The organism is Marivita sp. (assembly GCF_017643905.1).
Classification (GTDB): domain Bacteria; phylum Pseudomonadota; class Alphaproteobacteria; order Rhodobacterales; family Rhodobacteraceae; genus Marivita.
Window position 1 is genome coordinate 1 of sequence record NZ_JAEPMO010000053.1, and the last position, 26,666, is coordinate 26,666.

A 26,666-nucleotide genomic window follows, 5' to 3' on the forward strand; every position below is an offset into this window, starting at 1 on the left:
TCCGCTGACACTGATCGAATTCGCCCGCGAGCGTGCCTCGGCCTCCAACCCGCACCAATTGCTCGTGAACATGGTTGTGTTCGGGGCGCTTTTGACGGTCATCGCCTATCTCTACCTGCGCAACCAGCTGCGCCCGATCACCCGTTTGGCGCAGGCCGCCGAAGCTTTTGGTCGCGGGCGGCATGTTCCCTATTCTCCGGGCGGCGCGATCGAGGTGAGGGCGGCGGGGCACGCCTTTCTGGACATGCGCGCACGGATCGAACGGCAGATCGAACAGCGTACGATGATGTTGTCGGGGATAAGCCATGACCTGCGCACGCCTCTGACGCGCTTGCGGCTGGCGGTGTCCATGCTCGACGAAAGTGACAGTGAACTGCTGGCACGTGACATCGACGACATGCAAAAGCTGATTGACGCCTTTCTTGATTTCGCGCGGGGCAATGCCGATAGCGGGCAGCCTGAACCTACCGACATTCCCGATTTCGTGCAGCGCGTCGTCGATGATTGCGCCCGCAGCGGCACACCGGTGCGATTGGTGGAAATCGCGGGGGCAGGGCAGGTGATGCTGCGCCAGATGGCCATGCGCCGCGCCATCGAGAACCTGATCGGTAACGCGGAACGTTATGGCTCGCGTTGCGAGGTTTCGGTGGTGCTGACCGACAAGTCCCTGCGCATCCGGATCGAGGATGACGGCCCCGGTATCGCCACCGACCAGCGCGACGCAGCCTTGCGCCCCTTCGTCCGGCTGGACCCGGCGCGCAATCAGGACAAGGGCTCTGGCGTCGGGCTGGGTCTGGCCATCGCCGCTGACATCGCGCGGGCGCATGGCGGTGTTCTGCGTCTTGGCGAAAGCGAATCCATGGGGGGATTGCGGGCGGATATCGTTATCGCACGGTGAAACGCCTGCGATGCGGGGTGTCTACGACTTTAGTCGTGCCGCGCGATTGGGCGGTTGCTACAAAAAACGTTGAAAAGATCATCATATTTCTGGAATACAGTGGAATACCGAGCTGGCCTTGCGCCTGACCCGGACAGAAAAGATGACGACAGGACGCCCCGGAATGCCGGCATATCAATATATCCACGATGTCATGCTTCGCGATTGCGAACCGTCTGGCATCGTCTTTCTGCCCCGATACTTTGAGATGGTGCACACCGTTATCGAAAATTGGCTGGATGAGGCTTTGGATTGGCCGATGAGCCAGATTCAGGGCAGCGACGGTCTGTCCTTGCCATTTGTGAACATCAGTGCCGAATTCCCGGCCCCCAGCCGTTTGGGCGATCGTCTGACTTGGCGGTTGTCTGTCCGCGAATTGCGGCGCAGCAGCTTGTGGTTGGAATTGAACGCAACAACCGGCGCGGAAAGCCGTGTTACCATCACGGGCACTCTGGTTCTGTCCGAAGCTGTCGCGCTGCGCACCCGGCGCTGGCCCGACACGATTGCCGAGCGTGTCAAGGATTACCTTGTTGCGCCGGATGCGAAGTCCGGCAAAAAGGTCGCCGAATAAGGGTCAGACCGCGATTTCGCGCGCCGCCGAATGCAGGAACTCGATCAGCTTTGTGCGGTCGAGGGGTTTCAGCAGCAATTCCAGTCCAAGCCGCTTGGTTTCCTGCCGGAGTTGCGGTGACCGTTCTGCCGACACGATGGCGCAGGGCAGGCGGCCCAGCCTGCGGGTCAGTTCCTCAAAGAGCTCTGTCCCGGACGCCCCGTCCCCCAACTGGTAATCCAGCAGCAGCGCGTCAGGAGTGATCTGGAGATCTTCCATCAGCTCCAGCGCGCTTTCCGCGTTTTCGCTCTCGATCACGCTGACGCCCCAGCTTTCGATCAGGATCGACATCGCGCGGCGCAATTGCGGATCATTTTCTACCAGAAGCACGATCAGTCCGGATTTCAACAAGGTCATCGCGGACGCATTGCGCGATTTGACGGGCATGTGCGGCTGTGCATGCCGTGCCAATGGCACGTTGAGCATGAAGCACGACCCGCGCCCCGGTTCGGACCAAAGACCCAGCGGATGGCCCAGACGCGCACAGGCGCGCTCCACGATGGCCAAGCCGAGTCCCAGACCGTCGTTGTTGCTGGCCTTGGTGTCGAGGCGTCGGAACTCTTCGAAGATCGAATTCTGATCCTCCTCGGCGATGCCGGGGCCCGTGTCCCACACTTCGATCCGGGCAGAATCGCCATTGCGCCGTGCGCCGACGATCACCCGCCCGGTGTCGGTGTAGCGGATGGCATTGGTCAGCAGGTTCTGCACGATCCGCCGCAGATATGCGGGATCGGATTCAACCACATGAGAGCTGTCGACGATCCGCAGGATCAGGCCCTTTTTCTCAGCCAGCATTTCCATTTCATCCCGCAGCGGATCGAAAATCTCGCGCAGGGCGACAGGGCGGATGTCAAAGCTCAGCCCGTCGGATTCCAGCTTGGAGATGTTGAGCAGCGCGTCGATGATCTGTTCCGCTGCGCCGAGCGCCGTTTCCGCCTTGGCCAGAACCGCCTGTTCATTCGGTGTTTCGATCTTGTCGGACAAGGAGGCCATGAACAGTTTGGCTGCAGAGAGCGGTTGTAAGAGGTCGTGGCTTGCCGCTGCGACAAAGCGCGATTTTGATGCGTTGGCCCGCTCAGCCGCACTTAAGGCATCTTCCAATTCCAACGTGCGCTCCATCACGCGCTGTTCGAGGATCTCGTTCAACTCGTAAAGCTTTTGCGCCGCTTCGCGTTCGGCTGTCACATCGGTGCAGGAAATAACGAAGCCGCGGTCCGGCATGGCGCGCCCGAAGATTTGCAGAACAAGGCTGTCACCCTTCTGCACCTCGAACGAGACCGGGTGGCGCAACCCATCGGACGTGGCCCAGCGCCGAAAGGATCCGCGATCTATCCCGCGCGTAAATTCGAACGTATCGTCCAGATCGTCCAGCAACCCGGTGAAAGACGCACCGATCCGCAATCGCCGCGCCGGGATCGACAGTAGGCTGCCCAGCTTCTGGTTCCAGCCCACCAGCCGCGCGTTTTCGTCAAAAATGCAGACCCCCTGATTCAGGTGATCCAATGTGGCGCGGATCATCCGCGTCTGCTTGTCTCTCAGCTTGGCTTGTTCCTGCCGCTCGACCCGCATGATGTCGGTGATGTCTGTCTGAAGGACCACGGTCCCGCCGTTCGCAGTGCGGTGTTCGGACACCTGCAGCCACCGGTCATGGGTCAGCTGCACGTTGAACATGACCCGCCGGTCCTTGTGCCGCTGACGACGCATCTTGGCCCAGGTGTTGCGGTCCTGTTGGTCCGGCAGGTGCAGGTATTCGGACCTGCTGATCCGGTCGACATAGCTGTCAAAAGCAAGACCGGGCTTCAGATCGGACGCCGTATCGCGAAAGTCCCGGCAGAAGCGCGAATTGCACATGACAAGGTCGTCATTCGGATCAAAAAGCGCAAAGCCTTCGGAAATGGTCTCGATTGCGTCAGCAAGGTTGCGCCGCGCGGCCTCGGTTTCCTGATTGGCGCGGGCAAGCTGCCCATTAGCCTCGTGCAACAGGTCCAGCGTGCGTTCCAATTCGAGCGTCCGCTCGCGCACCCGTTTTTCCAGAAGTGCCGCGCGTTCGAATTGCGCATAAGCCGCGCCGGAATGGGCTACGCCGTATTCCACACGTCGCATGAGGCTGTCTGCGATCTTGAGCAGCTTTTCGTTCTGTCGTTCAAGACTGTCGCTGGGATCAATCAGGGACACGGGTCGCCTCGTTGCCGGTGGGTGGGTAGATCGCCACACCTGTCAGGGTCTGGTTCACATGCAAGCCGCCAATCTGTTCGCCATAGGTCGAAAAGCCAACGACGTTATGCGCGCTCAGCACTTCCGATACGGCGCGGGTCTTTTGCAAACGTCCCGCCTCGATCCGGCGCAGGATACAGTCACATCCCAGAATGAACTCGGGTTTGTCCTGTTTGGCCAGATCGCTCAGCCCGTGATCCAGGTGGGCCACGATGTCGTCATGGGTGGCAAGCGTCAGAACCATGCCTTCGTTGATCGCTGAAAAGAACACAAGATCATGGTTTTCGCGAACCTGCTGGATGGCGCGGACATGGTGGATGTCGCCAAGCCGTACGACGACTGGATGCTCCGCAAAGGTGAACTGATCCAACTGGTTCGGGTCAAGCCCCAGCAATCGCGCGTATTCCAATGCGGCGGGTTCTGCGTTGATCTCATGAACCACCCGTTCTTCGGGCGAGGCCGAGGTGACCACCATGCGCTTTTCGGTGGGCACGAGGTGGTCGAGGCTGAACACGCGAACGGGCCTGTCGCAATGCACGACCGCAACGATGGCCGCGTTCTGCATCACCTTGCCGTTCCGGGCCAGCCAAGTCTGGCCAAACCGGGTTCCGTCTCCGGACGATCCGCCAAAAAGCGGGGTCGGCCCCAGACCGGCGGACAGGAATGCCGTCAGTTGCTCTTCGCGAAGACTGAGCCCATCGACCAGAAGAAACGCGAAGTCGGATGTCCAGTCCGGGGTTTTGTGAGCCAGCGCCAACCGTGCTTCGATCAGCGAGCCGGCGACGGATTGTTCGTTAATATTGTCAAGGTCTTCAATGGCATAGGTGTGGATTTTGAAGTGCTTTTTGCGGAACGCGACCGCGATGATCTGCTCCTCTTCGTAGCCTGCACGACCGATCTCGCCCGCTGTTGTGCATGCGAGAACATCCGCATCCCCGAAAAGATGCGCTGTTGCGGCCACCAACGCTGTGAAATCCGCCTCTGGAGACACAAACAGACAAACAAGCTCGAAAGGTCCCGGTCCGAGTTGTTTGGCTATTTGGTCCGCAGAGTCGGGGTCATCGCAGCGCACCTGAGCAACAGCGATCACCTCTTGGTCGGTCTCAGAACGTTCGGCCTCAGGAAATTCCCGGCTTCCTTCCACGCAATGGTTCCCAAGTGTTGGCTATCGCTGATGATAGGAGGATCACACGTCGCTTGGCAAGACTCGGTTGAAGCGGGCGTCTTGCGCAATCAGCACAGCCTGCGTCCGGCTGTGCACTCCAAGCTTCCGCATGATGGCTGTGACATGGGCTTTGACAGTGGTTTCCGCGATGGAGAGATCAAAGGCGATCTGTTTGTTCAGCTTGCCTTCGCAGATCAGGTTCAGGATCCGCGCCTGTTGATTGGTCAACGAGGCCAACCGCGACAGCGCCTCTTCCGGGGCGTCGCGGCTGCTGTCCTGACCTTGCGGGTCGATATAGCCGTCGGGAACAAAAGATTGCCCCTCACGCACCGCATCGAACGCCTTGCGGAACACCGCGCGCTGCGAATGCTTGGGGACAAATCCGTTTGCGCCCGCTTTGAGCGCATGGCTGATCATCCGGTTGTCGGCCATCGACGACACGATCAGGATCGTGGATTTCGGTGCCGCCGTGCGCAGGCGCACCAGACCGTCCAGTCCGTTCACATCCGGCAGGTTCAGATCGAGAAGGATCAGATCGAAATCCGCGTCTGCTGCAACCTTGTCGAGGGCGGCATCCATTGTTCCCGCTGTCTGGATTTCCGAGAAATCGGCGATGGAGCGTAGCGTGAGCATGAGTGCGTCACAGAACAGGGGGTGGTCATCCACGACCAATGCGGTCAGCTCTGCTGTGGGAATGTCTCGCATTGTTCTGCTCTCTTCTGTCGTCCTTTCGGCAGACGTGGCGATGGTCTGCCTGCTCCTCCAGATTAGGGATTTCCGCCCGCGCCGTCACTTGCCGAAAGGTCTCATACGGCGCGGGTCAAAATCAGCGCTCCGGAAGCAGCCCCCTTGGGTACAGACGCAGGACCAGAAGCAGGATAATCCCCATGGTCAGCAGGCGCATATGCTGCACGCTGTCCAGAAGATGCGCCTTGAGCCATGACCCATCCGTCATGCCCGCCGTGATCAGCGACATCAGCAGATGACCGATCGGTTCCACCTGCACCCAGAGGAACCAGATCAGGAACCCGCCCAACACGGCGCCAAGGTTGTTGCCCGATCCACCGACGATCACCATCACCCAGATCAGGAACGTATAGCGCAGCGGTTGGTAGCTGCCCGGGGTCAACTGCCCGTCCAGCGTGGTCATCATCGCGCCCGCAATCCCGCAGATGGCCGAGCCCAGCACGAACACCTGCAAGTGCCGGGCAGTCACATCCTTGCCCATCGCGCGGGCGGCGGTCTCGTTGTCGCGGATCGCGCGCATCATCCGGCCCCAAGGGCTTTTCAGAGCAAGCTGAGACAGCACCAGAAGCACGATCAGGACAGCGGCGAACAGCAGCCCGTATTCGACCTTCACATAGATCGTCGAGGCAGTTGTTCCGTCCAACCCGAAACCAGCGGCACGCTCCACGAAGGCCGGATCGTTCTGCAAATCGACTTCGTAGGGTACGGGGCGGGGCAGGCCGATCACATTCTTCACGCCCCGCGCCAGCCAGTCTTCGTTCTTGAGGATGGCAATGACGATCTCGGCAATGCCGAGCGTTGCAATCGCCAGGTAGTCCGACCGCAGGCCCAGTGCTGTCTTGCCGATCACGTAAGCCGCACCTGCGGCCAGCAATCCGCCGACAGGCCATGCCAGCAGCACCGGCAGGCCAAGACCGCCAAGATAGCCCGCCAGCGCCGGATCGACCGCTTCCACGGCCTCAACCGACGGGTCCAGCACCATGCGGTAGATGATCATCCCGACCAGCAACACACCGGCCGTGCCCCAACCGCGCAGCTTGCCGGATGTGCGCGCCCAGACCAGTACGGCCGCAACAATGGTCGCGGCACCAAGCACCAGACCCAAAAGGATTCCACCGCCACCGGCCTGCCACGCCGCACTCACCGGCGGCATGGAGATCAGCACAACCGCCAATCCCCCAAGTGCCACAAAGCCCATGACACCCACGTTGAATAGCCCCGCCAGACCCCATTGAAGGTTGACGCCCAGCGCCATCACCGCGCTGATCAACCCCATGTTCAGGATCAGCAGCGCCGAGTTCCAGCTTTGCAGAAACCCGGTCCCCAGAATAAGACCGGCCACAGCCGCGAAAAGCAGAACGGTTCTCATAGCGATTTCCCCCGGAAGAGGCCGGTCGGTCGGAACAGCAGCACGATCACAAGGATCACAAAGCTGACCGCGAACTTGTATTCGGTGCTGAGGACCTGCACCAAGCCGTCTGGCTCAAGGGCAGGGGGCAGCACGTAGGTCAGCACCTTCTTCCAGGCATAGGTGATCCCCACTTCCGAGAACGCGATGACGAACCCGCCCGCGATCGCGCCCAGCGGGTTGCCCAAGCCTCCGACGATGGCCGCCGCAAAGATCGGCAAGAGAAGCTGGAAATAGGTGAAGGCCTTGAACGACTTGTCGAGGCCGTAAAGCACGCCCGCCACTGTCGCCAGTGACGCCACGATCAGCCATGTCACCAGCACCACGCGCTCCGGGTTGATGCCCGAAAGAAGCGCCAGATCCTCGTTGTCGGAAAACGCGCGCATCGACTTGCCGGTGCGCGTCTTATTCAGGAACCAGAACAGTGCGGCCACCACCACAATCGCGGTGATCACCGTGATCACCTGCGTCGTGCGCAGCGCAAGACCCTCCTCAAGCCCCGTCATGTCGCGGAACGTCCGCGCCGAGATCACGAAGCGTTCCCCATCGGCAAAACGGTAATCATCCGGCCCGATGATGATGCGCGTCAGGCCATTGTAGATGAACATCACCCCCATTGACACGATCACGAGGATCACCGGCTTGGCCTTCTGCGCGCGGTAGAACTTGTAAACATATTTGTCCGTCAACAGCACCAGCGCCGTCGCACCAAGAATGCCTATCGGAATGGCCAGCAGCGCCGTGGGCAGGGGGCCAAAGCTGACACCCATCGCCTGCAAGCCCCATGTGGCCAGCACCGTGACCATCGTGCCAACCGCCATCGTGTCGCCGTGGGCGAAATTGGAAAACCGCAGGATGCCGTAAATCAGGGTCACGCCCAAGGCGCCCAGCGCCAACTGGCTGCCATAGGCAATCGCAGGGATCAGAACGAAATTGGCCAGCGCCACAAAGCCGTTCAACAAGTCCATGAGCCGGTCCCCTTGAACATGTCGTTCCACAGCATTGTCTGTTCCAGCATCATTGCGACGCGCCTCCCGTCACCGCTTCGATAAATGCGTCATCGCATGTCGCGACCTCTTCGGCGCTTTCCTGACCAAACGGCTGCACCCGGATCAGGTCATCGCCACTGGCGCGGAGAACGACGTTCAGCACCAGACCCGCGTCTGGTGACACGGCGACCAGAGCATGATCTCCAAAGGCCTGCTGGATCTGCGCCACCAAGTCCACATCCACCCCGTCCATGCGCAGAACGGCCTGACCAGTCCCGGTCAGAGATGCCAGTCCGACAGACCAACTGTCCGACCGGCACGCGGGCAGGGTGTCGGCGGATTGCGCCGATACAGATGCACCGAACGCAAGGATCACACCGAGTGCTGCACTGAAAGCCCGCATCTTCTTCTCTTTCCAAATACGCAAATCCATCATCTCCATCCCGCGCGCCCGGAGCGAAACGCGTAGGCCGGGCTTCAGCGCGGCGCCCAACTTATCCTCCCAGGAACGACCGGCGCACATCGGGGTCGGCCAGCAAATCTTGGCCGGTCCCTGAATAGCCGTTCGCACCCTGCACCAGCACATAGCCCTTGTCCGCAATCTCCAACGCCTGCCGCGCGTTCTGCTCGACCATGAGGATCGAAATGCCTGTCCGCGCCACCTCAATGATACGGTCGAACAGTTCGTCCATGACGATGGGAGACACACCCGCCGTCGGCTCGTCCAGCATCAGCACCTTGGGCTGGGTCATCAGCGCCCGGCCCACGGCCACCTGCTGACGCTGACCACCCGACAGTTCGCCCGCAGGCTGGCGCCTCTTGTCGCGCAGGATCGGGAACAGCTCGTAGACCTGCTCCATCGTGCCGCGGAAATCATCCTCACGGATGAACGCGCCCATTTCGAGGTTCTCTTCCACCGTCATCGACGTGAAGATGTTCGAGGTCTGCGGCACAAACCCCATGCCATAGCGCACCCGCGCCTGTGGCGTCAGTTGGGTGATGTCCTCGCCATCCAGCAGCACACGCCCCTCGCGCAGGTCCAGCATGCCAAAGACCGCCTTCATCGCCGTCGACTTGCCCGCACCGTTGGGGCCGACGATCACCGCAATCTCGCCTTTCTCCACGGCAATGGTGCAGCCGTGCAGAATGTCCGGACCGGCTTTGCCATAGCCGCCGGTCATGTTCTCGCCAATCAGGAACGGCCCATCTCCACCCGGCATCGCGCGCTCCTGCGTGCCCGACGCGGTCAGCGTGCCAGCCCCGTGCGGATTGGTGATCGACGCGTCCTTGTTGCCGCGGTCGTCTTGGTAGGGGTTACCACTCATCCAACCGCTTCCTTGTTCTTGAGACCGGTGCCCAGATAGGCCTCGATCACGCGCTCGTCCGACTTGATCTCGTCGATCGTGCCTTTGGACAACACCTTGCCCTCGGCCATGACGATCACCGGATCGCAAAGCCGTCCGATGAAATCCATGTCATGTTCGATCATGCAGAACGTGTAGCCGCGTTCCTTGTTGAGCCGGATGATCGCGTCACCGATGGTATTGAGCAGGGTGCGGTTCACCCCGGCTCCGACCTCGTCCAGAAAGACGATCCGCGCGTCCACCATCATGGTGCGGCCCAGTTCCAACAGCTTCTTCTGACCACCCGAGACCTGACCCGCCTTGTGATCGGCCAGATGTTCGATGGTCAGGAATTCCAACACCTCGTCCGCCTTGGCCCTGAGCGCGCGTTCTTCGTTGGCGATGCGCTTGCGCCCGAACCATGTGTTCCAGAGGGTTTCACCCGTCTGTCCGCCCGGAACCATCATCAGGTTCTCGCGGCAGGACATGGAGCTGAACTCATGCGCGATCTGGAAGGTGCGGAGCAGCCCTTTGTGAAAAAGCGTGTGCGGCGGCAATCCGGTGATGTCCTCACCCGCCATGAAAACTTGCCCTGAGGTCGGTGGAAGAACGCCCGCCACTACATTGAAAAGCGTGGTTTTTCCCGCGCCATTCGGGCCAACCAGTCCGGTGATGGACCCGGTCTCGATTTCGAGAGTGGCGCCATCAACGGCTCGGAAACCGCCGAAATGGCGGTGAAGGTTTTTCACCTCGATCATCGTGTATCCCTGTGGCGGTGTTGTCCGGCCCGCCTTTTAATAGTGAAGCGGCGCGAGAAACCTCCCGCGCCGCTTGGTGTTGGTTGCCAAAGACGGCTTAGCGGTAGCCAACGACCTTCAGCGCGCCACCTTCAACGGTGTATTCCGCGTAGGAGCCGGCGGCTTCGCCCGGTTCAACCAGCTCGACGCCCGTTGCACCTTGGTAGTCCACATCGCCACCACCCGCGATGATGTCGAGAGCCTTGCCCAATTCACCCGGCAGGATCGGCTCGCCCGGTGCATTGGCCACGTTGAAGACATGAGAGGCATAGTCGCCCGGCTCTTTCGAACCAGCCGCCGCCATTGCCAGCAGCATCAGCGCTGCGGCGTCATAGGACTCACCGGCGTAGACCGACGTGCCGTCGATCCCGGCGGCCGTTGCCATATCCGCAAACATCGCGGCCCCGGCATTGTCCGAGCCTGGCGCGGTGCCGATCATGCCAGCGATATCGTCGCCGAAACGGTCTGTCAGAGAGTCGCCGATCATGCCGTCGCCCATGGCAAACATGTCGAACGCGCCGGTGTCGAGCGCGCCCTGAATGACGCCTGCACCACCCTGATCGACATAGCCCAGCACGACCAGAGCGTCGCCACCGGCAGAGGCCAGAGCACCGACTTCAGCCGAGTAATCGGCCTTGCCGTCTTCATGCGGCGCGGACAGCGTGACAGATCCACCAGCCGCTTCGTAGGCGGCCTGGAACGCATCGGCAAAGCCTTTGCCGTAGTCGTTGTTGGTGTAGGTCACGGCAGCACTGGTGATGCCTTTTTCGATCATGATCTCTGCCAGAACGGCACCCTGACGCGCGTCAGACGGTGCTGTGCGGAAGAAGAGGCCATTGTCTTCGGCAACCGACAGGGCGGGCGACGTGGCGGACGGCGAAATCATGACCATGCCGTTCGGGACAGACACGTTGGCCAGAACCGCACCGGTCACACCCGAACAATCCGGGCCCATCATGGCGCTGATGCCGTCAGATGTGATCAGACGCTCGGCTGCGGCCGTTGCTGCGGCGCTGTCGACGCAGGTCGAATCCGCGCGGACGGCTGAAACCGTAGCACCGCCCAGCAGCTTGCCGCTGTCGGACACTTCCTTGATCGCCATTTCGGCTCCGGCGGCCATCGCGGGGGTGATGGATTCAATCGGGCCGGTGAAGCCCAGGATGATGCCCATCTTGATCTCGTTGGAATGGCTGGCTGCAAACGCAGACCCCGCCATCAAGGCTGCAGCCGCGGTGGCTGTCAGAAACTTTTTCATCATTATTCTCCCATGTTGGAACATCGCTGTGTTCTGGCCGACACGATATTCAGAAGGCAGAGAAAAGAAAAGACCCCAAGCAATGGTCACACCCGAAGGCGATCCAAGTGTTTTCAGAGAGTTAGAGGTGTTCTGGGCCTTGTCTAGAAACTTTCTGCGCCAAGCCGATCCGCCTCACGACTTCGTCAGCGTGGTTGCCCCTGGGGCAGCGACGCACATATTTTTAAATGACCAACCAACCATCGGAGACGCGACCATGTCTGTTTTGCGCCGCCTGACCCTCTCGGTGTCCGTGGCCCTTGCCTCGGCCCTGATCACCCCGGCCTCGGCTCAGGTCACCTCGGAAACCATCCAGACCAGTGCGGGTGCGATGCAGGTCTCAGCCGTGGTAACAGGTCTTGATGAGCCTTGGTCGTTCGGTTTTTTACCAGACGGTAAAATCGTGGTGACGGAACGCGATGGCCGCGTTCTGTTGGTCACGCCGGGGGCTGGGGGTGTGACGCTTCGTACGCCGCCGCAGGTCGAAGTGGACGGACAGGGCGGCTTGCTCGATGTTCTGGTGCCACGCGACTTTGCGCAAAGCCGCACGCTGTTTTTCACCCATGCCAAACGCCAGGGGCGCGGCAGCGGCACGGCGGTGACCAAGGTGGTGCTCAGCGCAGATGAAACGGCGCTGATCAATCATGAAACCATCTTCGAAAGCGCGCCGGGCGGCAGTGGCGGGCGGCATTTCGGGTCGCGTCTGGTTGAAGCGCAGGACGGTACGCTGTTTGTCACAATGGGTGACCGGGGTGACGATGACAGCGCACAGGACCGCAGTCTGCACAATGGGTCCGTGCTGCGCATCACCAAGTCTGGTGCGGTGCCGTCGGACAATCCGTTCGTGAACACTGCAGGTGTGCAGCCTGAAATCTGGTCCTACGGGCATCGCAACCCGCAAGGCGCGGCCTTGGACAACAATGGGCAGCTCTGGATCACGGAGCATGGCGCGCGCGGCGGGGACGAGGTCAACCGCGTCCGGAAAGGCGCGAATTTCGGTTGGCCCGTGATTTCGTATGGGACGCATTATTCGGGACGCAGCATCGGCGAGGGTACGGCGAAACAGGGGATGGAACAGCCCGTGACCTATTGGGACCCATCGATCGCGCCTTCCGGGCTGACCTTCGTCTCGGTTGGGCCGTGGTCAGGCGACCTGTTCGCAGGCTCGCTCAAGTTCGACTACATTGCCCGTCTTGAGGGGACACCCTTGCGCGAGGTCGAACAGATTCAAGGCGACAGCACCCAGCGCGTCCGCGACGTCCGGCAGGGCCCCGATGGGGCGCTCTGGTTTCTGAGCGTGGGCAATGGCGCGCTCTACCGCCTGGCGGCTGTTGGGTCCTGAGGCAGAGCTTGCGGCTAGCGGCGCCTCGTGCCCTTATGCGCCGCGGGTGACTCCAGCAGGTTCCTGTTGTTCTTGTCGTGCCGCCGCGCGAGATTGCGTGCCTTTGGGCCCGTCGCAAAGGCACGGGCACCGGGCGCCTCGGGATCGGCGTCGAGCGGCAGATGGGGGGACATCGCAATTCTCCGCAGGATTCTGAGCGCCTCCGGGCCTGGGTACAGGCTTTCGCAGAGTGCCCCGTTTGCGAAGACGATTTCGTGTTGGTCCAACAGCACGTGATGATAGCTCACCGGCGCAAAGGTGTTGCTGACGTTTATCCCCTCAAGACCGACCAACTGCTTGGCCGCAACCAGCACTTCTCGTGATCCGAACATCCGATCCGCGATACGCGACCGCACAAGGAGTCGATGCTGCTGGGACAGGAATAGGTCGCGTTCGGGGAGGCCTTCACCCAGCGCGCCCTTTGCGATGCGCACCGGTCTCAGACGCGGTTGGCCCATCAACTGCGCCGTGCCAATCGAACGGAACCCGGTCCAGACAATCTGCTGTGCGCCGCGATCCAGGGTCGTGATCAGGTCGCCAATCTGCAGGTCCTCGATCGGCGTGGCGCCACCATCCGGGCGTCGGATCAGGGTGCCATTGGCAAAACACACCACGGAGACATTGTTGTCGGTGGTGGACTGGATGGCCGAGTCGTTCCCCGCGACGTCTTCCAGACTGCCCGTCCGGATTTCGCTGATCTTCATGTCGCCATAGCTGTCGTTGGGAACGATGAAATATCTGGTTTCCGTCCCGTTCGACAAAGTCAGGAATGTGGCCGAGAGATTGGATTCGCTTTGCGGATCAAAACTCAGGTTGGTGCCATCGGTGAGGGTGAACCGTCCGCTGCTGAGCGGCTCCTGTATCAGCGTAATCGTATAGTCGACGCCACCAATCGTGACGAGATCACCCTGGTCGAATTCGCCGTCGTCGAGCGATGTGCCGACCATGCCATCGACCACGCCAAGGTAGTTGCCCTGAAGAGCGGAATAGGTCGTGTCTGGGCTTATATCGGTCACCTCAATGAGGTCATAAATCGTCGCCATGGGTAGCGCCTCGTTTACGTATTGGAAGCTCGCGAGAACACGCCTCGGTGCCTTTTGGCTAACGACGAAAAATGACAGGAGTTTAGCGATATTGCGGCAGTTTCGGCTTGCCAAGTCTGCGCCAGAGGCACAGGTACGCCGGTGCCGCTGTCAGTCCAGCACAACAATCCCGGTGTGTTTCTGTTTGTGCTCGGGCTCGACATGAATGGTGACACGGCTGTCAGGAACGGTTTTTCCGATGGCCGCTTCGATCCGGTCGCAGATCTCGTGAGCATCGTAGACGGTCATGTCGCTTGGCACGACAAGGTGGAATTCGACAAACGTCACCTTTCCTGCATGTCGGGTGCGCAGATCATGCGCCTCGACAGCTCCTTCGGCCTGTTCCGAGATCATTTCGCGGATCTGCGCGAGAGTCGTTTCCGGGACAGCCTCATCCATCAATCCGCTGAGCGACTCTTTCACGACATGTGACCCGGACCAAAGGATATTGACGGCCACCAGCGCCGCCATGATCGGGTCAAACAGCCACCAGCCCGTGAGAAGCGCCGCGAGCACGCCCGCTGCCACCCCGACCGAGGTCAGCACGTCGGTCCAAAGATGTTTGCCGTCCGCGACAAGCGCAGGCGATTTCAAACGGCGGCCTTGGCGTACGAGAACCATCGCCCAAAGTGCATTAAGAGCAGTGGCGGCACTGTTGATAAGCAAACCTTCAATCGGGGCGTCCAGTGCGCGGGGCGCCATCAGGCCCGCATAGGCTTCGCGCAGGATGAACAATGCCGCGATGATGATCATCACACCTTCAAGCACGGCACTGAAAAACTCGGCCTTGTGATGTCCGAACGGGTGGTTGGCATCGGCAGGGCGCTGCGCCACCTGGATGGCGATCAACGCAGCAAAAGCGGTGGTCAGGTTCACCGTGCTTTCGAGCGCGTCCGACAAAAGCGCGACAGACCCCGTCACCCACCAGGCCAGCGCCTTGAGTCCGAGCACGACAACGCCCACCAGAAGGCTTCCCAGAGCAAGTTTGAGCGCGGCGGACATGGCGTTCCCCTTTGGATGGGGGCGCTTTACAAGTCCGGGGCCGTTCGCTCAACCCTCTGATTTTGCAGTTGATACTGACTTGCAACTGGTGATCCGACTCCGATTTGACTGTTGGTGCCATCTGCGATTGCTTTGAAAAGGGTGAGGAGTCACACTTCGTCTGTGATCCTTGAAAGGAACTGCCCATGAAATCTGTTATTTTCAGCGGTATACTGGCGGTACTTCTGGGTCTTGCACAGGGTGCTGTGGCTCAGGATGGCGTATTCCGCAATTACGAGGAACTGCGCCGCGACCTAGACCAGTATATGAAGTCGCGGGACATCAAATCGGTGATGCTGAGGTTCGGCGGCGCGGACGAGATGACAATACAACAATTGGACAATCTTCAGGGCCGCGTTCGACAGATATTCCCGCAGGACTTCACCGAAGTTGCGCTGGTGCGCCGAAACGAGATGGAAAACGGCTGGTCGCAGGAACTGATCTCGTACCGCACGGGGATCAGCTACATCTTTGCCTATCTCGTGTTGCATCAGTTGGATGACGCCATTGTCAGCGTGAATTTTCAGTTCAACACTGATTTCAATGATTTGAACGCGCAGTTCTGAAGCAGGTCAGACCGACAGCCTTGACGCATGTGCGCCGCGTTCGCGGTAAGGCGTGGTTTCGTAATGCGCCCGGTAGCATTTCGAGAAATGCGAGGGTGAGGCAAAGCCACAGGCCAGCGCCACGTTGATGACGCTCATATCCGTCTGCATCAGAAGGTTGCGCGCCTTTTGCAGGCGCAGTTCCATGTAATAGCGCTTGGGACTGCGGCTCAGGTAGCGTCGGAACAACCGTTCCAGCTGGCGGGTGGACATACCCACCTGATGGGCGAGGACCGAAGGGCTGATCGGCTCTTCGATGTTCTGCTCCATCATCTGGATGACTTTCGACAGCTTTGGATGCCGGACGCCAATGCGGGTGGGCACGGACAGGCGCTGGGTGTCCTGATCGGTGCGGATCGAGTTGTAGATCAGCTGATCGGCCACGGCACCCGCAAGTTCCTCGCCATGGTCGTCGGCGATGATCTTGAGCATCAGGTCGACCGAGGCCGTGCCGCCTGCGGTGGTGATCCGGCTGCCGTCGACCACGAAGATCGACTTGGTCAGCGTCACTTCGGGGAATTCCTCGGCAAAGCTGTCTTGGTTTTCCCAGTGGATGGTGGCCCGCTTGCCGTCCAGCAATCCCGCAGACGCCAGTGAATAGGCGGCCGTGCACAATCCGCCGATGGCCAGACCCCGACGGGCCTCGCGCCGCAACCAGTTGATGACGCGCTTTGTGGTGGCTTTCTGCACGTCGATGCCGCCGCAGACGATGACCACGTCATCGCGGTTCATCTCGATCAGGTCGGAATCCAGCCGAAAGGACACGCCCGCCGAACAGGTTATCTCGACCCCGCCTTCGCCGATAATCGTCCAGTCGTACAGCTTGCGGTTCGCCATTCGGTTTGCAATGCGCAGCGATTCCACGGCCGCCGAGAAGCACAGCATGGTGAATTCGGGCAGCAATACAAAGACAAACCGGCGCGGGCGGCTGGGTATATGATCGAGTTCGACGGTCTGGCGTGTCGGAAGCATATTCTCTGGACCTTGGGCAGTGCTCTGCGGCACGTTGCAGGTCACAAGGTCAGAAGTGACGCGCCGGGTCAAGGCATCGGGGGACGATTCCTGTCTGGTCAGAGGGGGGTGGTTTCTGTATAGCGACCCCGCTAACGCTAACTTACTTGGATTGACCGGAGTAGAGACAATGACCGAGTGGAAAAAATCAGGCTGGCGCGCGAAACCGCGGGTACAGATGCCTGACTATACGGATCAGGCAAAGCTGGAGGCTGTCGAAGCCCAGCTGTCGAAGTATCCGCCGCTTGTGTTTGCGGGCGAGGCACGAAAGTTGAAAAAGGCCCTCGGGGCGGCTTCTCGCGGTGATGCGTTCCTGCTTCAAGGCGGCGACTGCGCCGAGGCGTTCGACCAGTTCAGCGCGAACGCGATCCGCGACACGTTCAAGGTGATGCTGCAGATGGCAATGGTCCTGACCTTCGGTGCCAAGGTGCCTGTGGTCAAGGTGGGGCGCATGGCGGGCCAGTTCGCCAAGCCGCGCTCTGCACCGACCGAAGTGATTGATGGCGTGGAACTGCCAAGCTACCGGGGCGACATCATCAACGAGCTTGCCTTCACACCCGAAGCACGGATTCCCGATCCGGCCAAGATGTTGCAAGCCTACACGCAGGCGGCGGCCACGCTGAACCTGCTGCGGGCGTTCTCGACCGGTGGTTATGCCGATGTACACCAGGTCCATCAGTGGACTCTGGGCTTCACCGACCGCGAGGAAGCGGAGAAGTACCGCGATATGGCCAACCGCATTGGCGACACTCTCGATTTCATGAAGGCTGCTGGTCTGGATTCTGATCGTGAACCGTCACTTCAGACGGTGGATTTCTACACCAGCCATGAATCGCTGCTGCTGGAATACGAAGAGGCGCTGACCCGTCAGGATTCGACATCGGGCAAGTGGCTCGCTGGTTCTGGGCACATGATCTGGATTGGTGACCGCACCCGTCAGCCGGACGGCGCGCATGTGGAATTCGCACGCGGCGTGCTGAACCCGATTGGTCTCAAGTGCGGCCCGACCACGACCGCCGAAGACCTCAAGGTCCTTATGGCCAAGCTGAACCCGGAAAACGAAGCGGGCAAGCTGACCCTGATCGCACGCTTTGGGGCTGGCAAGGTGGGCGAACATCTGCCGCGTCTGATCAAGACCGTGGCCGAAGAGGGCGCCAACGTCACATGGGTCTGCGATCCGATGCACGGCAACACGATCAAGTCGTCCACCGGCTACAAGACCCGTCCGTTCGATCTGGTGCTGCGCGAAGTCCGCGAGTTCTTCGCCATCCACAATGCCGAAGGCACCGTTCCCGGTGGTGTGCATTTCGAGATGACCGGTCAAGATGTGACCGAATGCACCGGAGGTGTCCGGGCGGTGAGCGAGGAAAACCTGAGCGACCGCTACCACACAGCCTGCGACCCGCGCCTCAACGCGTCTCAGTCCCTTGAACTCGCGTTCCTTGTGGCCGAAGAGTTGACATCGCGCCGCGAGGCACAGGTCGCAGCCAAGGCGGGCTGATCGACCTTTCGAATTTGAGAAGAGGGCGGCTCTGCACGGCCGCCCTTTTTCATGTGTTGTCGACGATCAGACGCAGCAATGATCGGCGCGTCTGTGTACGGTGTGCCATCACCTCGACCACGCCAAAAGATCCGAGCCGGGCAATCGCATCTCCCACAGGGGCTAGCCCACCTAGGAATTGCGTGACGCGTCCCGTGGTGTCCCTGAGGGGATAGAGGACCAATCGCGCCGAAACCTTGCTTGTTGCGACGTCCTCCTCGGATGTCAGGGCGATCTCAATCGGGTAACCTCCGATGCAACAGGCGATCACCGCCTCGTTGAAAACGGCGCGGTCATTTGCGCGGATCAGCAAGCTGAGTGGCAGGCCCTTGCAGGGCTTGCCCGCCATCTCCTCAACTGCGCCACCGGCCACGCGAATGCGGGCATGGCAGTGTCCAAAGCGTTCGGCGAGAAACGCATGGTCCAGTGCGTCCTGGATTTGGCCGGGGTCAATGTCTGACCACAAGGGCAGATCGCCCTGACTGACCAAGCTTGCCCAATACGCCCCCAAGATCCCGAGCGCCCGTGCGGCATGTTGGGTCAACGCGTGTTGCGTCAACGATGTGATGTTCATCCCCGTCGTCCCATCCCAATTCCCGGGGGAGGGCGTACCACAGTCTTGCCGCAATTTGGTCTTGGATCTTAACAAATGGTTAACTCCCTTAGCCAAGTCCATCGGCTTGCATCGACCCGTCGCACAGCGTAACCCAACGCCTGATACCGGCGGAGCGAGGACAAAGAGATGCGTCAATCCATGACGGGGTTTGCGTCGGGGCAGGGAGAGGCTTTGGGGCTGACCTGGACCTGGGATCTGCGCAGCGTGAATGCACGCGGCCTCGACATCCGCGTGCGCGTGCCTGATTGGGTCGATGGTCTGGAACAGTCGCTCCGGGGTCTGATCATGAAACGCCTGTCACGCGGCAATGTGACGGTCTCGCTCAGGCTGCATTCAAACGGCACAGAGGCGGTACAGGAACTGAACGAGGCGCAACTGGATCGGGTTCTGACCGCGATGCTGCGGATCGAGGCCGAAGCCATGGCGCGCGGTCTGTCGCTGACCGCGTCTTCTGCGGCGGACCTGATCACCGTGCGCGGCGTGATGGATGCGCCGATACAACAATCTGATCCGGCCGAAGTTCTGGCTGTTCTGGTCGCGGATTTTGGTCCGGTGTTGGACAGCTTCATCGCGTCTCGGCATTCCGAAGGTGCGGCACTGGTCGATGTTTTGAACGGGCAGGTGAACCAGATCGCCGGACTCGTGTCGCAGGCCGACGCGGTTGCCGACGCGCGCAAGGACGAACAGGCAGCGCGGATGCGCGCGGCGATGGCACGTGTGCTGGACGCTCAGGACAACCTCGACGAACAGCGGATTGCGCAGGAGCTTGCCTTGATTGCGGTCAAGGCTGACGTGACCGAAGAGATCGACCGCCTGCGCACCCATGTCGATGCCGCGCGCGATCTGCTGACATCTCAAGGGGCCGTTGGCCGCAAGCTCGATTTCCTGATGCAGGAATTCAACCGCGAAGCCAATACGCTGTGTTCCAAGGCACAATCCGCGCCGTTGACGGCTGTTGGGCTTGAGCTGAAAACCGTCATCGAACAGATGCGCGAACAAGTTCAGAACGTGGAGTAAGCCATGATCCAGCGCCGCGGATTGCTGATCATCCTGTCCTCGCCCTCGGGCGCGGGGAAGTCCACACTGTCCCGGCGGTTGCTGGATTGGGACGAGAGCCTCAGCTTCTCGGTCTCGGCCACGACCCGCGCGCCGCGTCCCGGCGAAGTGGATGGCGAACACTACCACTTCCTCAGCGAAGAGGCGTTCAAGCGCGATGTGAACAATGGCGACATGCTCGAACATGCGCATGTTTTCGGCAATTTCTACGGCAGCCCCCGCATGCCTGTGCAGACCGCCATCGACGCGGGCAATGACGTGCTCTTTGACATCGACTGGCAGGGTGCGCAGCAGATCGTGAACTCGGCGCTTGGTCCGCACACGCTGTCCATCTTTATCCTGCCGCCGTCGATTGCCGAATTGCGCCGCCGTCTGGAGAGCCGGGGTCAGGACAGCGCCGAAACCATCGGAAAGCGGATGCTCAAAAGCTGGGACGAGATCAGCCATTGGGGCAGCTACGACTATGTGCTGATCAATGACGATCTGGACCAGACCTTTGCCAATCTGCAAACCATCGTCACAGCCACCCGTCTGCGCCGCTTGCAACAGCCGGGGCTGGTCGAGCATGTCCGTAAGCTGCAACAGGAATTCGAGGATCTGACATGACGCTCTATGCTTTGGATGGCACCGCTCCGCAGATCGCCGAAGACACCTGGATTGCGCCGGACGCGAACCTGATCGGACGCATCGTGGTGGAAGAAGCGGCCAGCGTCTGGTTCTGTGCGACCCTTCGTGGCGACAATGAAACCATCACGGTCGGTGCAGGCAGCAATATTCAGGAAAATTGCGTGCTGCACACCGATATGGGTTACCCGCTGACCATCGGGAAAGGCTGCACCATCGGTCACAAGGTCATGCTGCACGGATGCACCATCGGTGACAATTCCCTGATCGGCATGGGGGCAACCATCCTGAACGGCGCGAAGATTGGCAACAACTGCCTGATCGGGGCAGGGGCACTGATCACCGAAGGCAAGGAGATCCCCGACGGCTCTGTGGTGATGGGCGTGCCGGGCAAGGTCGTGCGCGCACTGGACGAGGCGGCCATCGACGGGTTGCGCAAAAGCGCGCTTGGTTATCAGGCCAATATGCGCCGCTTCCGCAGCGGACTCTCTGCGCTCTAGGCGCATAAATATCTCGGAAATCTGAAACTTTCACTTGAAGCGGCGCGTAGCTGCAACAGACTTCTGCACGGTGAGATAAGGAATGCGCGCGATGAAAGCACTTTTGGTCAGTCTGTGTCTGGTGGTGGCGGCGGCGATGGTGTCCGCCCATGAAGTGCGACCGGCGATCGGCGACCTCGAGGTGGTCGAGGGGCAGGTCGAGATCACTCTGACCCTCAATGGTGAAGCTTTGGTTGCTGGTGTCAGCCTTGAAGGGATCGAGAACACCGATGCGCTCGACGCGTCCGAAGACGTGGACCGCCTGCGCGCGCTTGAGCCGGATGCCCTGAGAGCCGAGCTTGAACCGCGGATGGCAGAATTCATTGATAGTTTAGAAGCTCAGATCGCAGGTGAGCAGCGCGCAGAGCTAAGCGTTTCAAGTATCGAAATAGACCCAGTTGGAAACGTTGAATTGCCGCGCGATACTGAAATCGTTCTTACGGGTCCGATGCCAGAGTGGGCGGGAACTTTCAGCTTAACTTGGCCCGCAGCCTATGGCGCGCTGGTGCTGCGCCAGCAAGGCGTAGACGAGCCCTACACCGGGTATCTCGAAGGTGGGCAAAGCAGCGGACCGATCGCCATTGGCGGCGGGGACGAAGCCAGCGGCTGGATGACCTTCTCCACCTATATCCCGGTCGGATTCGATCACATCCTGCCAAAGGGGCTGGACCATATCCTCTTCGTGCTTGGCCTGTTCTTCCTGTCCACGCGAATGGCACCGCTGCTGTGGCAGGTCTCGGCCTTCACGCTGGCGCATACCGTGACGCTCGCCATGGCGGTGTTGGGCATCGTGTCCGTGCCGGGCAGCATCGTGGAGCCCCTGATCGCGGCCTCGATCGTCTACGTGGCGGTGGAGAACATCGTCTCGGACAAGCTGCACCGCTGGCGCCCTTTCGTGATCTTCGGGTTCGGGCTTCTGCATGGCCTTGGATTTGCAAGTGTTCTGGGTGAGTTCGGCCTTCCGGACGGGCAGGTGGTGCCGGCGCTGATCGGCTTCAACGTCGGCGTGGAACTGGGCCAGCTGACCGTGATCGCCATTGCCTTCATCCTCGTCTGGTATGCCATCCGCGTCGATCGCGGCGAGGCGGATGTTGCCCCCGCACAGGGGCTCTACGCCGTGCTGGCGGTGATCTTCGTCGGCCTTGGTCTTGCTCTGAACACACCCGGTTTTGTCGTGGTCATGGGCGCATCCGCGATGGTGTTTTTCTGGCCGCTCGCCGCGCTGTCATTGCTCTGCATCCTGTCGGCGACTTTGGTTGACCGGCTCGACGCGTACCGCCGCTACGTCGCCGTCCCGGCATCGGCCGCGATTGCGCTGGTCGGGGCGTATTGGTTCGTGGAGCGGGTGTTCCTGTAACCCCGCCGCGTCACATCGAACCCGGGGGTTGCGCATGGTGCGAACCCCCGCTATATGCGCGCCACTGACACCACAGGCGGGGTCGGGCCTTTGGGGGAGACATCCCCAAATGTCCACCGGTTGGCCAACAGGCTGATACCCCCGCTGAGGATTGAAACCGGAAAGGATAACGACAATGGCTCTTCCAGAGTTCACATTGCGCCAGCTGCTTGAAGCAGGCGTACACTTCGGCCACCAGACGCAGCGTTGGAACCCCCGCATGGGCGAGTTCATCTATGGCGCGCGCAATGGCATCCACATCATGGACCTCACGCAGACCGTTCCGATGCTCGACGCAGCGTTGAACGTGATCCGTGAAACCGTGGCCAAGAACGGGCGCATCCTGTTCGTCGGCACCAAGCGTCAGGCGCAGCAGCCCGTCGCAGAAGCCGCTGAAAAATGCGCGCAGTACTACATGAACCACCGTTGGCTGGGCGGCACGCTCACCAACTGGCAGACCGTGTCCAAGTCGATCCAGCGTCTGAAGCAGATCGACGAGCAGATGGCGAACGGCGCTGAAGGCCTGACCAAGAAAGAGCGTCTGGGCATGGAGCGCGAGCAGGGCAAACTGCAGGCGTCGCTCGGCGGTATCCGCGAAATGGGCGGTGTGCCGGATCTTCTCTTCGTCATCGACGTCAAGAAAGAAGCGCTGGCCGTGGCGGAAGCCAACAAGCTGGGTATCCCGGTTGTGGCTGTTGTCGACACCAACTGCTCTCCCGCAGGTGTGGATTACATCATCCCGGGCAACGACGACGCGGCACGTGCGATCAGCCTCTATTGTGACCTTGTGTCCCGCGCAGCCCTCGACGGCATGACCGCCCAGATGGGCGCTGCCGGTGTCGACCTTGGTGCTCTTGAAGAAGCGCCGGTTGAAGAGGTGCTGGAAGACGCCGTCGCAGAAGACGCCGCAAGCTGAGCTTTACCGCGTCGTTACATCGATATGACAGGGCAGGGCCGTTGAACATAACGGCCCACCACGCCCGAATTTGAAATGAGGAGAGCCAAGATGGCGATCACAGCAGCACTCGTGAAGGAACTGCGCGAACTGACCAGCGCAGGTATGATGGACGCCAAGAAGGCGCTTGTCGAAACCAACGGGGACATGGAAGCCGCAGCAGACTGGCTGCGCACCAAGGGTCTGGCCAAAGCCGCCAAGAAATCCGACCGCACCGCAGCGGAAGGCCTTGTCGCGGTCAAGGTTGACGGCGGCAAAGGCGTTGCTGTCGAAGTGAACTCGGAAACCGATTTCGTCGGCAAGAACGCGGAATTCCAGGCGATGGTCGATGCCATCTCCGGCGCCGCGCTGTCTGCCAGCGATGTCGAAGACCTCAAGACCAAGACCGTCGGCGGCAAGACCGTTCAGGACATGATCACCGACAAGATCGCAACCATCGGCGAGAACATGTCGCTGCGTCGCATGTCCACGCTCGAAGGCACACAGGTCGTGTCCTATGTCCACAATGCTGCGGCAGACGGCATGGGCAAGATCGGTGTTCTGGTAGCGCTGTCTGGCGAAAACGAAGCCTTTGGCAAGCAGGTTGCGATGCACATCGCGGCGGTGAACCCGGCGTCGCTGTCCTCGGCCGATCTTGATCCGGCGGTGGTCGAGAAAGAGCGTCAGATCCAGATCGACATCGCGCGCGAGTCGGGCAAGCCCGAGCAGGTCATCGAAAAGATGATCGAGGGTCGCATGAAGAAATTCCTTAGCGAAGTCACACTGTTGGGCCAGTCTTTCGTGATCAACCCGGACCTGACCGTCGAAGACGCGGCCAAGGAAGCGGGTGTCGAGATCACCGGTTTTATCCGTCTCGAAGTCGGCGAAGGCATCGAGAAGAAGGTCGAAGACTTTGCAGCCGAAGTTGCAAAGGCTGCTCAGGGCTAAGTCTCTGACCCACGTCTGAAAAAAGGAAGCGGCGCTGTTGAAATGAACAGCGCCGCTTTTTTGCGGGAGCAATGGACCGGCGTCATTTTGCGGATGACGCAGCCCCTTGATGACAGCGGACAAATCAACCGGGACAGGCCATTATCCGACGGGCATCAAGTGTCTTTCTGATGAGACCCGCAGAGCCAAAGTAATATCATGGGTGCGGGTCCCACGTTCCTTGGCCGAAATTGCCACCACTCACGGAACATCACCATTCTGCCAATTTACGCAGGGTCAAGGAAGTCTGGATTTCCTGACCTCACAGTTTTTTCACGCCGTCAGCGGTCGCTGATAAACATCTGGTTTTGCAGGGCTGCTTTCAAAACCGCTTGTGCCGTTGTGTCGACGTTCAGTGCCTCGCGCGCCAGTCTGAGATGCTTTTCAACCGTTGCCGGTGTCAGTCCCATGATGGTCGCGATGTCCTGCATCGTCTTGCCGCCGCCAACCCATTCCAGGGCTTCACGCTGGCGTTTGGTCAGGCTCTGGTTCGGCGGCGTGTAGGGCAGGGTCAGAATCTTGAGATGAACGATATTGTTCATCAACTGGATCAATTCTCCCGACTGTGCCCAAAGCGCATCCACATCGTCTTGAGACATGCCATCTTCGGCGATCAGCGCGATTGCACCCTTGGCGCGGTCCGACAGGCTCCGAAAGCTGATCGAATATCCGGCCGTAAGTCCGTGCTTCGTGTTGAATTCCAGAATGCGGCGCTCGTCGTCTGTGACTGCGCCGCTTTCCATCATCATCCGCAACAAGGTCCAACTTGCGGCACCATCATTCTCCAGCGCCCAGCGCACCATCGGTGCAGACCGGTACAAGCCGTCATTGATGAACGTGCTGACATATGCCGTATCGATGTTCGACAGAACGATAAAGTCGTCCGGATCTCCCAAAGAGGTTGCTGTGCGAAAACGGGTAAAGCCATAGAGCAGTCGGTCGAATCCGAAATCCGCCATCCGGCGGCAATGCAAGTCCCACAGCGTTTCAATGCTGTTGGAGTGCGTCAGGTCCAAGAGGGCTGCGCTTTGCTCGGGCGTCACTATCTGTCGAGAACCGTTCATGATGGTTGTGTATGGCCAGTTTCGCGGTTTTGGCTAGAGAGACGCATATCAAATAGTTACATAATACTGATTATGCGAAATCAGGCATGTTGCTAACCGCAGTTCCCCTAGCGATTTCATATGGGTAAAGTCCACACTTAAAGTGTTCTATCCGGTGTGTTCAGTCTAAGCGTTGCTCGCGTAGTGCCTATCCCCCGCACGCAGTCCCAGCTCGTGCCATTATGGATTCGCGCATCACAGCGAGTCAGTCGACTATGTTACACAAATCTCTGTCGTTTTGGGGATTTCGGGTGTTCTGACTAGCTGTCTGAGCGCGATTGGCGCCTGCCCCAGCGTCAACTAATAAAATTATTATATATTAAAAACAATGCATTGATGCTTGAAGGTGGTCTTTCTGCTCATCAATCCCGGCATGTCATAAAACTGTTACGCAACTGTCACAAAAGCATGGCGAAAGCCGTCTAGACCCACCGCCAACGGTCATCAGGGGGATGGCCGAGAGATATCCAACCAAGGAGCTGACATAATGTCCGTAAAACTCTCTGTATCGGTGCTTGCGATTGCAGCCGTATCTGCAACAGCCGCTGTGGCACGTGACAACGTGCAGGTTGCCGGTTCGTCCACCGTTCTGCCCTACGCGTCCATCGTGGCCGAAGCGTTCGGCGACAACACCGACTTCCCGACACCGGTCGTCGAATCCGGCGGTTCGTCCTCGGGCCTCAAGCGCTTCTGCGAGGGCGTTGGCGAAAACACAATCGACATCGCAAACGCGTCCCGCGCCATCCGTGAGAAAGAAGTTGCGGCTTGCGCAGAAAACGGCGTGACCGACATCATCGAAGTCCGCATCGGCTATGACGGCATCGTGTTCGCGTCGCAGCAGTCCGGCCCGGACTTCACCGCGTTCACACCGACCGACATCTTCAACGCCATCGGCGCGAAGGTTCTGAAGGATGGCGCAATCGTCGACAACCCCCACACCAACTGGTCCGAGTTCAACGCGGATCTGCCGGATGCCGAAATCGCGATGTTCATCCCGGGCACCAAGCACGGCACCCGTGAAGTCTTCGAAGAAAATGTTCTGCTGGTCGGCTGTGAAGAAACCGGCGCAATGAAGGCGATGATCGACGGCGGCATGTCCGAAGATGACGCAGAAGACGCCTGCCTTGACGTGCGTCAGGACGGCAAGTCGGTCGACATCGACGGCGACTACACCGAAACCCTCGCCCGTATCGACGCCAACACCAACGGCATCGGCGTGTTCGGCCTCGCATTCTACGAGAACAACA

At 60.1% G+C, this 26,666-nt stretch carries 26 protein-coding genes; 12 read left to right on the forward strand and 14 right to left on the reverse strand.

Translation table 11 applies throughout. The features are described from left to right. Nucleotides 1-898: ATP-binding protein (locus JJ869_RS10165; protein ID WP_292266767.1), on the forward strand; the 898-nt coding region annotated here is incomplete at its 5' end. A gap of 163 nt (nucleotides 899-1,061) precedes the next feature. After that, on the forward strand, nucleotides 1,062-1,508 hold the full coding sequence (locus JJ869_RS10170) for an acyl-CoA thioesterase (protein ID WP_292266769.1): 447 nt from the start codon (nucleotides 1,062-1,064) through the stop codon (nucleotides 1,506-1,508). 3 nt (nucleotides 1,509-1,511) lie between these two features. Here JJ869_RS10170 and JJ869_RS10175 read toward each other — a convergent pair whose 3' ends face one another. The 9 genes from JJ869_RS10175 to JJ869_RS10215 form a co-directional block, all read right to left on the reverse strand. Then, nucleotides 1,512-3,722: a PAS-domain containing protein gene (locus JJ869_RS10175; RefSeq protein WP_292266771.1), complete on the reverse strand. Its 2,211-nt coding sequence runs from the start codon at nucleotides 3,720-3,722 to the stop codon at nucleotides 1,512-1,514. Further along, the gene (locus JJ869_RS10180; RefSeq protein ID WP_292266773.1) at nucleotides 3,709-4,905 is read right to left on the reverse strand and encodes an FIST N-terminal domain-containing protein; all 1,197 of its coding nucleotides are present in this window, start codon (nucleotides 4,903-4,905) and stop codon (nucleotides 3,709-3,711) included. Before JJ869_RS10180 ends, JJ869_RS10175 begins: the two co-directional genes overlap by 14 nt. A gap of 42 nt (nucleotides 4,906-4,947) precedes the next feature. Beyond that, entirely contained in the window at nucleotides 4,948-5,631 is a 684-nt protein-coding gene (locus JJ869_RS10185; protein WP_292266776.1) for a response regulator transcription factor, read from the reverse strand. A gap of 121 nt (nucleotides 5,632-5,752) precedes the next feature. Further along, nucleotides 5,753-7,042 carry a branched-chain amino acid ABC transporter permease gene (locus JJ869_RS10190; RefSeq protein ID WP_292266778.1) on the reverse strand — a complete coding sequence of 430 codons (1,290 nt, stop codon included), beginning with the start codon at nucleotides 7,040-7,042 and terminating at the stop codon, nucleotides 5,753-5,755. Next, entirely contained in the window at nucleotides 7,039-8,049 is a 1,011-nt protein-coding gene (locus JJ869_RS10195) for a branched-chain amino acid ABC transporter permease (protein WP_292266780.1), read from the reverse strand. Before JJ869_RS10195 ends, JJ869_RS10190 begins: the two co-directional genes overlap by 4 nt. Before the next feature lie 49 nt (nucleotides 8,050-8,098). Then, the gene (locus tag JJ869_RS10200; RefSeq protein ID WP_292266783.1) at nucleotides 8,099-8,503 is read right to left on the reverse strand and encodes a hypothetical protein; all 405 of its coding nucleotides are present in this window, start codon (nucleotides 8,501-8,503) and stop codon (nucleotides 8,099-8,101) included. 61 nt (nucleotides 8,504-8,564) lie between these two features. Next, nucleotides 8,565-9,395 (reverse strand): ABC transporter ATP-binding protein, encoded by an 831-nt coding sequence (locus JJ869_RS10205; RefSeq protein ID WP_292266785.1) that lies wholly within the window; start codon nucleotides 9,393-9,395, stop codon nucleotides 8,565-8,567. Then, nucleotides 9,392-10,171, reverse strand: coding sequence for an ABC transporter ATP-binding protein (locus JJ869_RS10210; RefSeq protein ID WP_292266787.1), 780 nt, complete (start codon nucleotides 10,169-10,171; stop codon nucleotides 9,392-9,394). The genes JJ869_RS10205 and JJ869_RS10210 overlap by 4 nt, the downstream gene beginning before the upstream one ends. A gap of 97 nt (nucleotides 10,172-10,268) precedes the next feature. After that, on the reverse strand, nucleotides 10,269-11,465 hold the full coding sequence (locus JJ869_RS10215; protein ID WP_292266790.1) for an ABC transporter substrate-binding protein: 1,197 nt from the start codon (nucleotides 11,463-11,465) through the stop codon (nucleotides 10,269-10,271). A gap of 256 nt (nucleotides 11,466-11,721) precedes the next feature. Between JJ869_RS10215 and JJ869_RS10220 the strand changes: the two genes are divergently transcribed. Continuing rightward, the gene (locus JJ869_RS10220; RefSeq protein ID WP_292266791.1) at nucleotides 11,722-12,846 is read left to right on the forward strand and encodes a PQQ-dependent sugar dehydrogenase; all 1,125 of its coding nucleotides are present in this window, start codon (nucleotides 11,722-11,724) and stop codon (nucleotides 12,844-12,846) included. A gap of 14 nt (nucleotides 12,847-12,860) precedes the next feature. Here the strand turns inward: JJ869_RS10220 and JJ869_RS10225 are convergent, their stop codons facing one another. Next, the gene (locus JJ869_RS10225) at nucleotides 12,861-13,928 is read right to left on the reverse strand and encodes a Hint domain-containing protein (RefSeq protein ID WP_292266793.1); all 1,068 of its coding nucleotides are present in this window, start codon (nucleotides 13,926-13,928) and stop codon (nucleotides 12,861-12,863) included. Nucleotides 13,929-14,078: 150 nt separating this feature from the next. Further along, nucleotides 14,079-14,969 (reverse strand): cation diffusion facilitator family transporter, encoded by an 891-nt coding sequence (locus JJ869_RS10230; RefSeq protein ID WP_292266795.1) that lies wholly within the window; start codon nucleotides 14,967-14,969, stop codon nucleotides 14,079-14,081. A 185-nt stretch (nucleotides 14,970-15,154) separates the two neighbouring features. On the opposite strand from JJ869_RS10230, the gene JJ869_RS10235 reads away from it, so the two are divergent. Continuing rightward, nucleotides 15,155-15,574: a hypothetical protein gene (locus JJ869_RS10235; protein ID WP_292266797.1), complete on the forward strand. Its 420-nt coding sequence runs from the start codon at nucleotides 15,155-15,157 to the stop codon at nucleotides 15,572-15,574. Between the two features lie 6 nt (nucleotides 15,575-15,580). Here the strand turns inward: JJ869_RS10235 and JJ869_RS10240 are convergent, their stop codons facing one another. Continuing rightward, nucleotides 15,581-16,585, reverse strand: coding sequence for a GlxA family transcriptional regulator (locus JJ869_RS10240; RefSeq protein WP_292266799.1), 1,005 nt, complete (start codon nucleotides 16,583-16,585; stop codon nucleotides 15,581-15,583). A 169-nt stretch (nucleotides 16,586-16,754) separates the two neighbouring features. On the opposite strand from JJ869_RS10240, the gene JJ869_RS10245 reads away from it, so the two are divergent. Further along, entirely contained in the window at nucleotides 16,755-18,125 is a 1,371-nt protein-coding gene (locus JJ869_RS10245; protein WP_292266801.1) for a class II 3-deoxy-7-phosphoheptulonate synthase, read from the forward strand. A gap of 49 nt (nucleotides 18,126-18,174) precedes the next feature. Here JJ869_RS10245 and JJ869_RS10250 read toward each other — a convergent pair whose 3' ends face one another. Beyond that, on the reverse strand, nucleotides 18,175-18,738 hold the full coding sequence (locus tag JJ869_RS10250) for a PAS domain-containing protein (protein WP_292266803.1): 564 nt from the start codon (nucleotides 18,736-18,738) through the stop codon (nucleotides 18,175-18,177). A 168-nt stretch (nucleotides 18,739-18,906) separates the two neighbouring features. Between JJ869_RS10250 and JJ869_RS10255 the strand changes: the two genes are divergently transcribed. From JJ869_RS10255 to tsf, 6 genes are all read left to right on the forward strand, one after another. Further along, entirely contained in the window at nucleotides 18,907-19,797 is an 891-nt protein-coding gene (locus tag JJ869_RS10255) for a YicC/YloC family endoribonuclease (RefSeq protein WP_292266805.1), read from the forward strand. A gap of 3 nt (nucleotides 19,798-19,800) precedes the next feature. Next, nucleotides 19,801-20,442, forward strand: coding sequence for a guanylate kinase (gmk, locus tag JJ869_RS10260; protein WP_292266807.1), 642 nt, complete (start codon nucleotides 19,801-19,803; stop codon nucleotides 20,440-20,442). Next, the gene (locus tag JJ869_RS10265; protein WP_292266810.1) at nucleotides 20,439-20,960 is read left to right on the forward strand and encodes a gamma carbonic anhydrase family protein; all 522 of its coding nucleotides are present in this window, start codon (nucleotides 20,439-20,441) and stop codon (nucleotides 20,958-20,960) included. The genes gmk and JJ869_RS10265 overlap by 4 nt, the downstream gene beginning before the upstream one ends. 91 nt (nucleotides 20,961-21,051) lie before the next feature. Next, nucleotides 21,052-22,356, forward strand: a complete 1,305-nt coding sequence (locus tag JJ869_RS10270; protein WP_292266811.1) for a HupE/UreJ family protein — start codon at nucleotides 21,052-21,054, stop codon at nucleotides 22,354-22,356. 175 nt (nucleotides 22,357-22,531) lie between these two features. Continuing rightward, entirely contained in the window at nucleotides 22,532-23,311 is a 780-nt protein-coding gene (rpsB, locus tag JJ869_RS10275) for a 30S ribosomal protein S2 (RefSeq protein WP_292266813.1), read from the forward strand. Between the two features lie 90 nt (nucleotides 23,312-23,401). Next, entirely contained in the window at nucleotides 23,402-24,277 is an 876-nt protein-coding gene (tsf, locus tag JJ869_RS10280; protein WP_292266815.1) for a translation elongation factor Ts, read from the forward strand. A gap of 320 nt (nucleotides 24,278-24,597) precedes the next feature. On the opposite strand, the gene JJ869_RS10285 is transcribed toward tsf, so the two are convergent. Beyond that, nucleotides 24,598-25,380 carry a LuxR family transcriptional regulator gene (locus tag JJ869_RS10285; RefSeq protein WP_292266816.1) on the reverse strand — a complete coding sequence of 261 codons (783 nt, stop codon included), beginning with the start codon at nucleotides 25,378-25,380 and terminating at the stop codon, nucleotides 24,598-24,600. Nucleotides 25,381-25,903: 523 nt separating this feature from the next. On the opposite strand from JJ869_RS10285, the gene JJ869_RS10290 reads away from it, so the two are divergent. Next, nucleotides 25,904-26,666, forward strand: a 763-nt coding sequence (locus JJ869_RS10290) for a substrate-binding domain-containing protein (protein WP_292266818.1), incomplete at its 3' end; no start/stop codon positions are given.

Coding starts and splice junctions, on each gene's coding strand:
- JJ869_RS10210 (WP_292266787.1), bottom strand. CDS start 10,171: ATGATCGAGGTGAAAAACCTTCACCGCCATTTCGGCGGTTTCCGAGCC.
- tsf (WP_292266815.1), top strand. CDS start 23,402: ATGGCGATCACAGCAGCACTCGTGAAGGAACTGCGCGAACTGACCAGC.
- JJ869_RS10220 (WP_292266791.1), top strand. CDS start 11,722: ATGTCTGTTTTGCGCCGCCTGACCCTCTCGGTGTCCGTGGCCCTTGCC.
- JJ869_RS10250 (WP_292266803.1), bottom strand. CDS start 18,738: ATGAACATCACATCGTTGACGCAACACGCGTTGACCCAACATGCCGCA.
- JJ869_RS10195 (WP_292266780.1), bottom strand. CDS start 8,049: ATGGACTTGTTGAACGGCTTTGTGGCGCTGGCCAATTTCGTTCTGATC.
- JJ869_RS10230 (WP_292266795.1), bottom strand. CDS start 14,969: ATGTCCGCCGCGCTCAAACTTGCTCTGGGAAGCCTTCTGGTGGGCGTT.
- JJ869_RS10235 (WP_292266797.1), top strand. CDS start 15,155: ATGAAATCTGTTATTTTCAGCGGTATACTGGCGGTACTTCTGGGTCTT.
- JJ869_RS10215 (WP_292266790.1), bottom strand. CDS start 11,465: ATGAAAAAGTTTCTGACAGCCACCGCGGCTGCAGCCTTGATGGCGGGG.
- JJ869_RS10185 (WP_292266776.1), bottom strand. CDS start 5,631: ATGCGAGACATTCCCACAGCAGAGCTGACCGCATTGGTCGTGGATGAC.
- JJ869_RS10240 (WP_292266799.1), bottom strand. CDS start 16,585: ATGCTTCCGACACGCCAGACCGTCGAACTCGATCATATACCCAGCCGC.
- JJ869_RS10190 (WP_292266778.1), bottom strand. CDS start 7,042: ATGAGAACCGTTCTGCTTTTCGCGGCTGTGGCCGGTCTTATTCTGGGG.
- JJ869_RS10200 (WP_292266783.1), bottom strand. CDS start 8,503: ATGGATTTGCGTATTTGGAAAGAGAAGAAGATGCGGGCTTTCAGTGCA.
- gmk (WP_292266807.1), top strand. CDS start 19,801: ATGATCCAGCGCCGCGGATTGCTGATCATCCTGTCCTCGCCCTCGGGC.
- JJ869_RS10255 (WP_292266805.1), top strand. CDS start 18,907: ATGCGTCAATCCATGACGGGGTTTGCGTCGGGGCAGGGAGAGGCTTTG.
- JJ869_RS10270 (WP_292266811.1), top strand. CDS start 21,052: ATGAAAGCACTTTTGGTCAGTCTGTGTCTGGTGGTGGCGGCGGCGATG.
- JJ869_RS10170 (WP_292266769.1), top strand. CDS start 1,062: ATGCCGGCATATCAATATATCCACGATGTCATGCTTCGCGATTGCGAA.
- rpsB (WP_292266813.1), top strand. CDS start 22,532: ATGGCTCTTCCAGAGTTCACATTGCGCCAGCTGCTTGAAGCAGGCGTA.
- JJ869_RS10205 (WP_292266785.1), bottom strand. CDS start 9,395: ATGAGTGGTAACCCCTACCAAGACGACCGCGGCAACAAGGACGCGTCG.
- JJ869_RS10225 (WP_292266793.1), bottom strand. CDS start 13,928: ATGGCGACGATTTATGACCTCATTGAGGTGACCGATATAAGCCCAGAC.
- JJ869_RS10245 (WP_292266801.1), top strand. CDS start 16,755: ATGACCGAGTGGAAAAAATCAGGCTGGCGCGCGAAACCGCGGGTACAG.
- JJ869_RS10265 (WP_292266810.1), top strand. CDS start 20,439: ATGACGCTCTATGCTTTGGATGGCACCGCTCCGCAGATCGCCGAAGAC.
- JJ869_RS10285 (WP_292266816.1), bottom strand. CDS start 25,380: ATGAACGGTTCTCGACAGATAGTGACGCCCGAGCAAAGCGCAGCCCTC.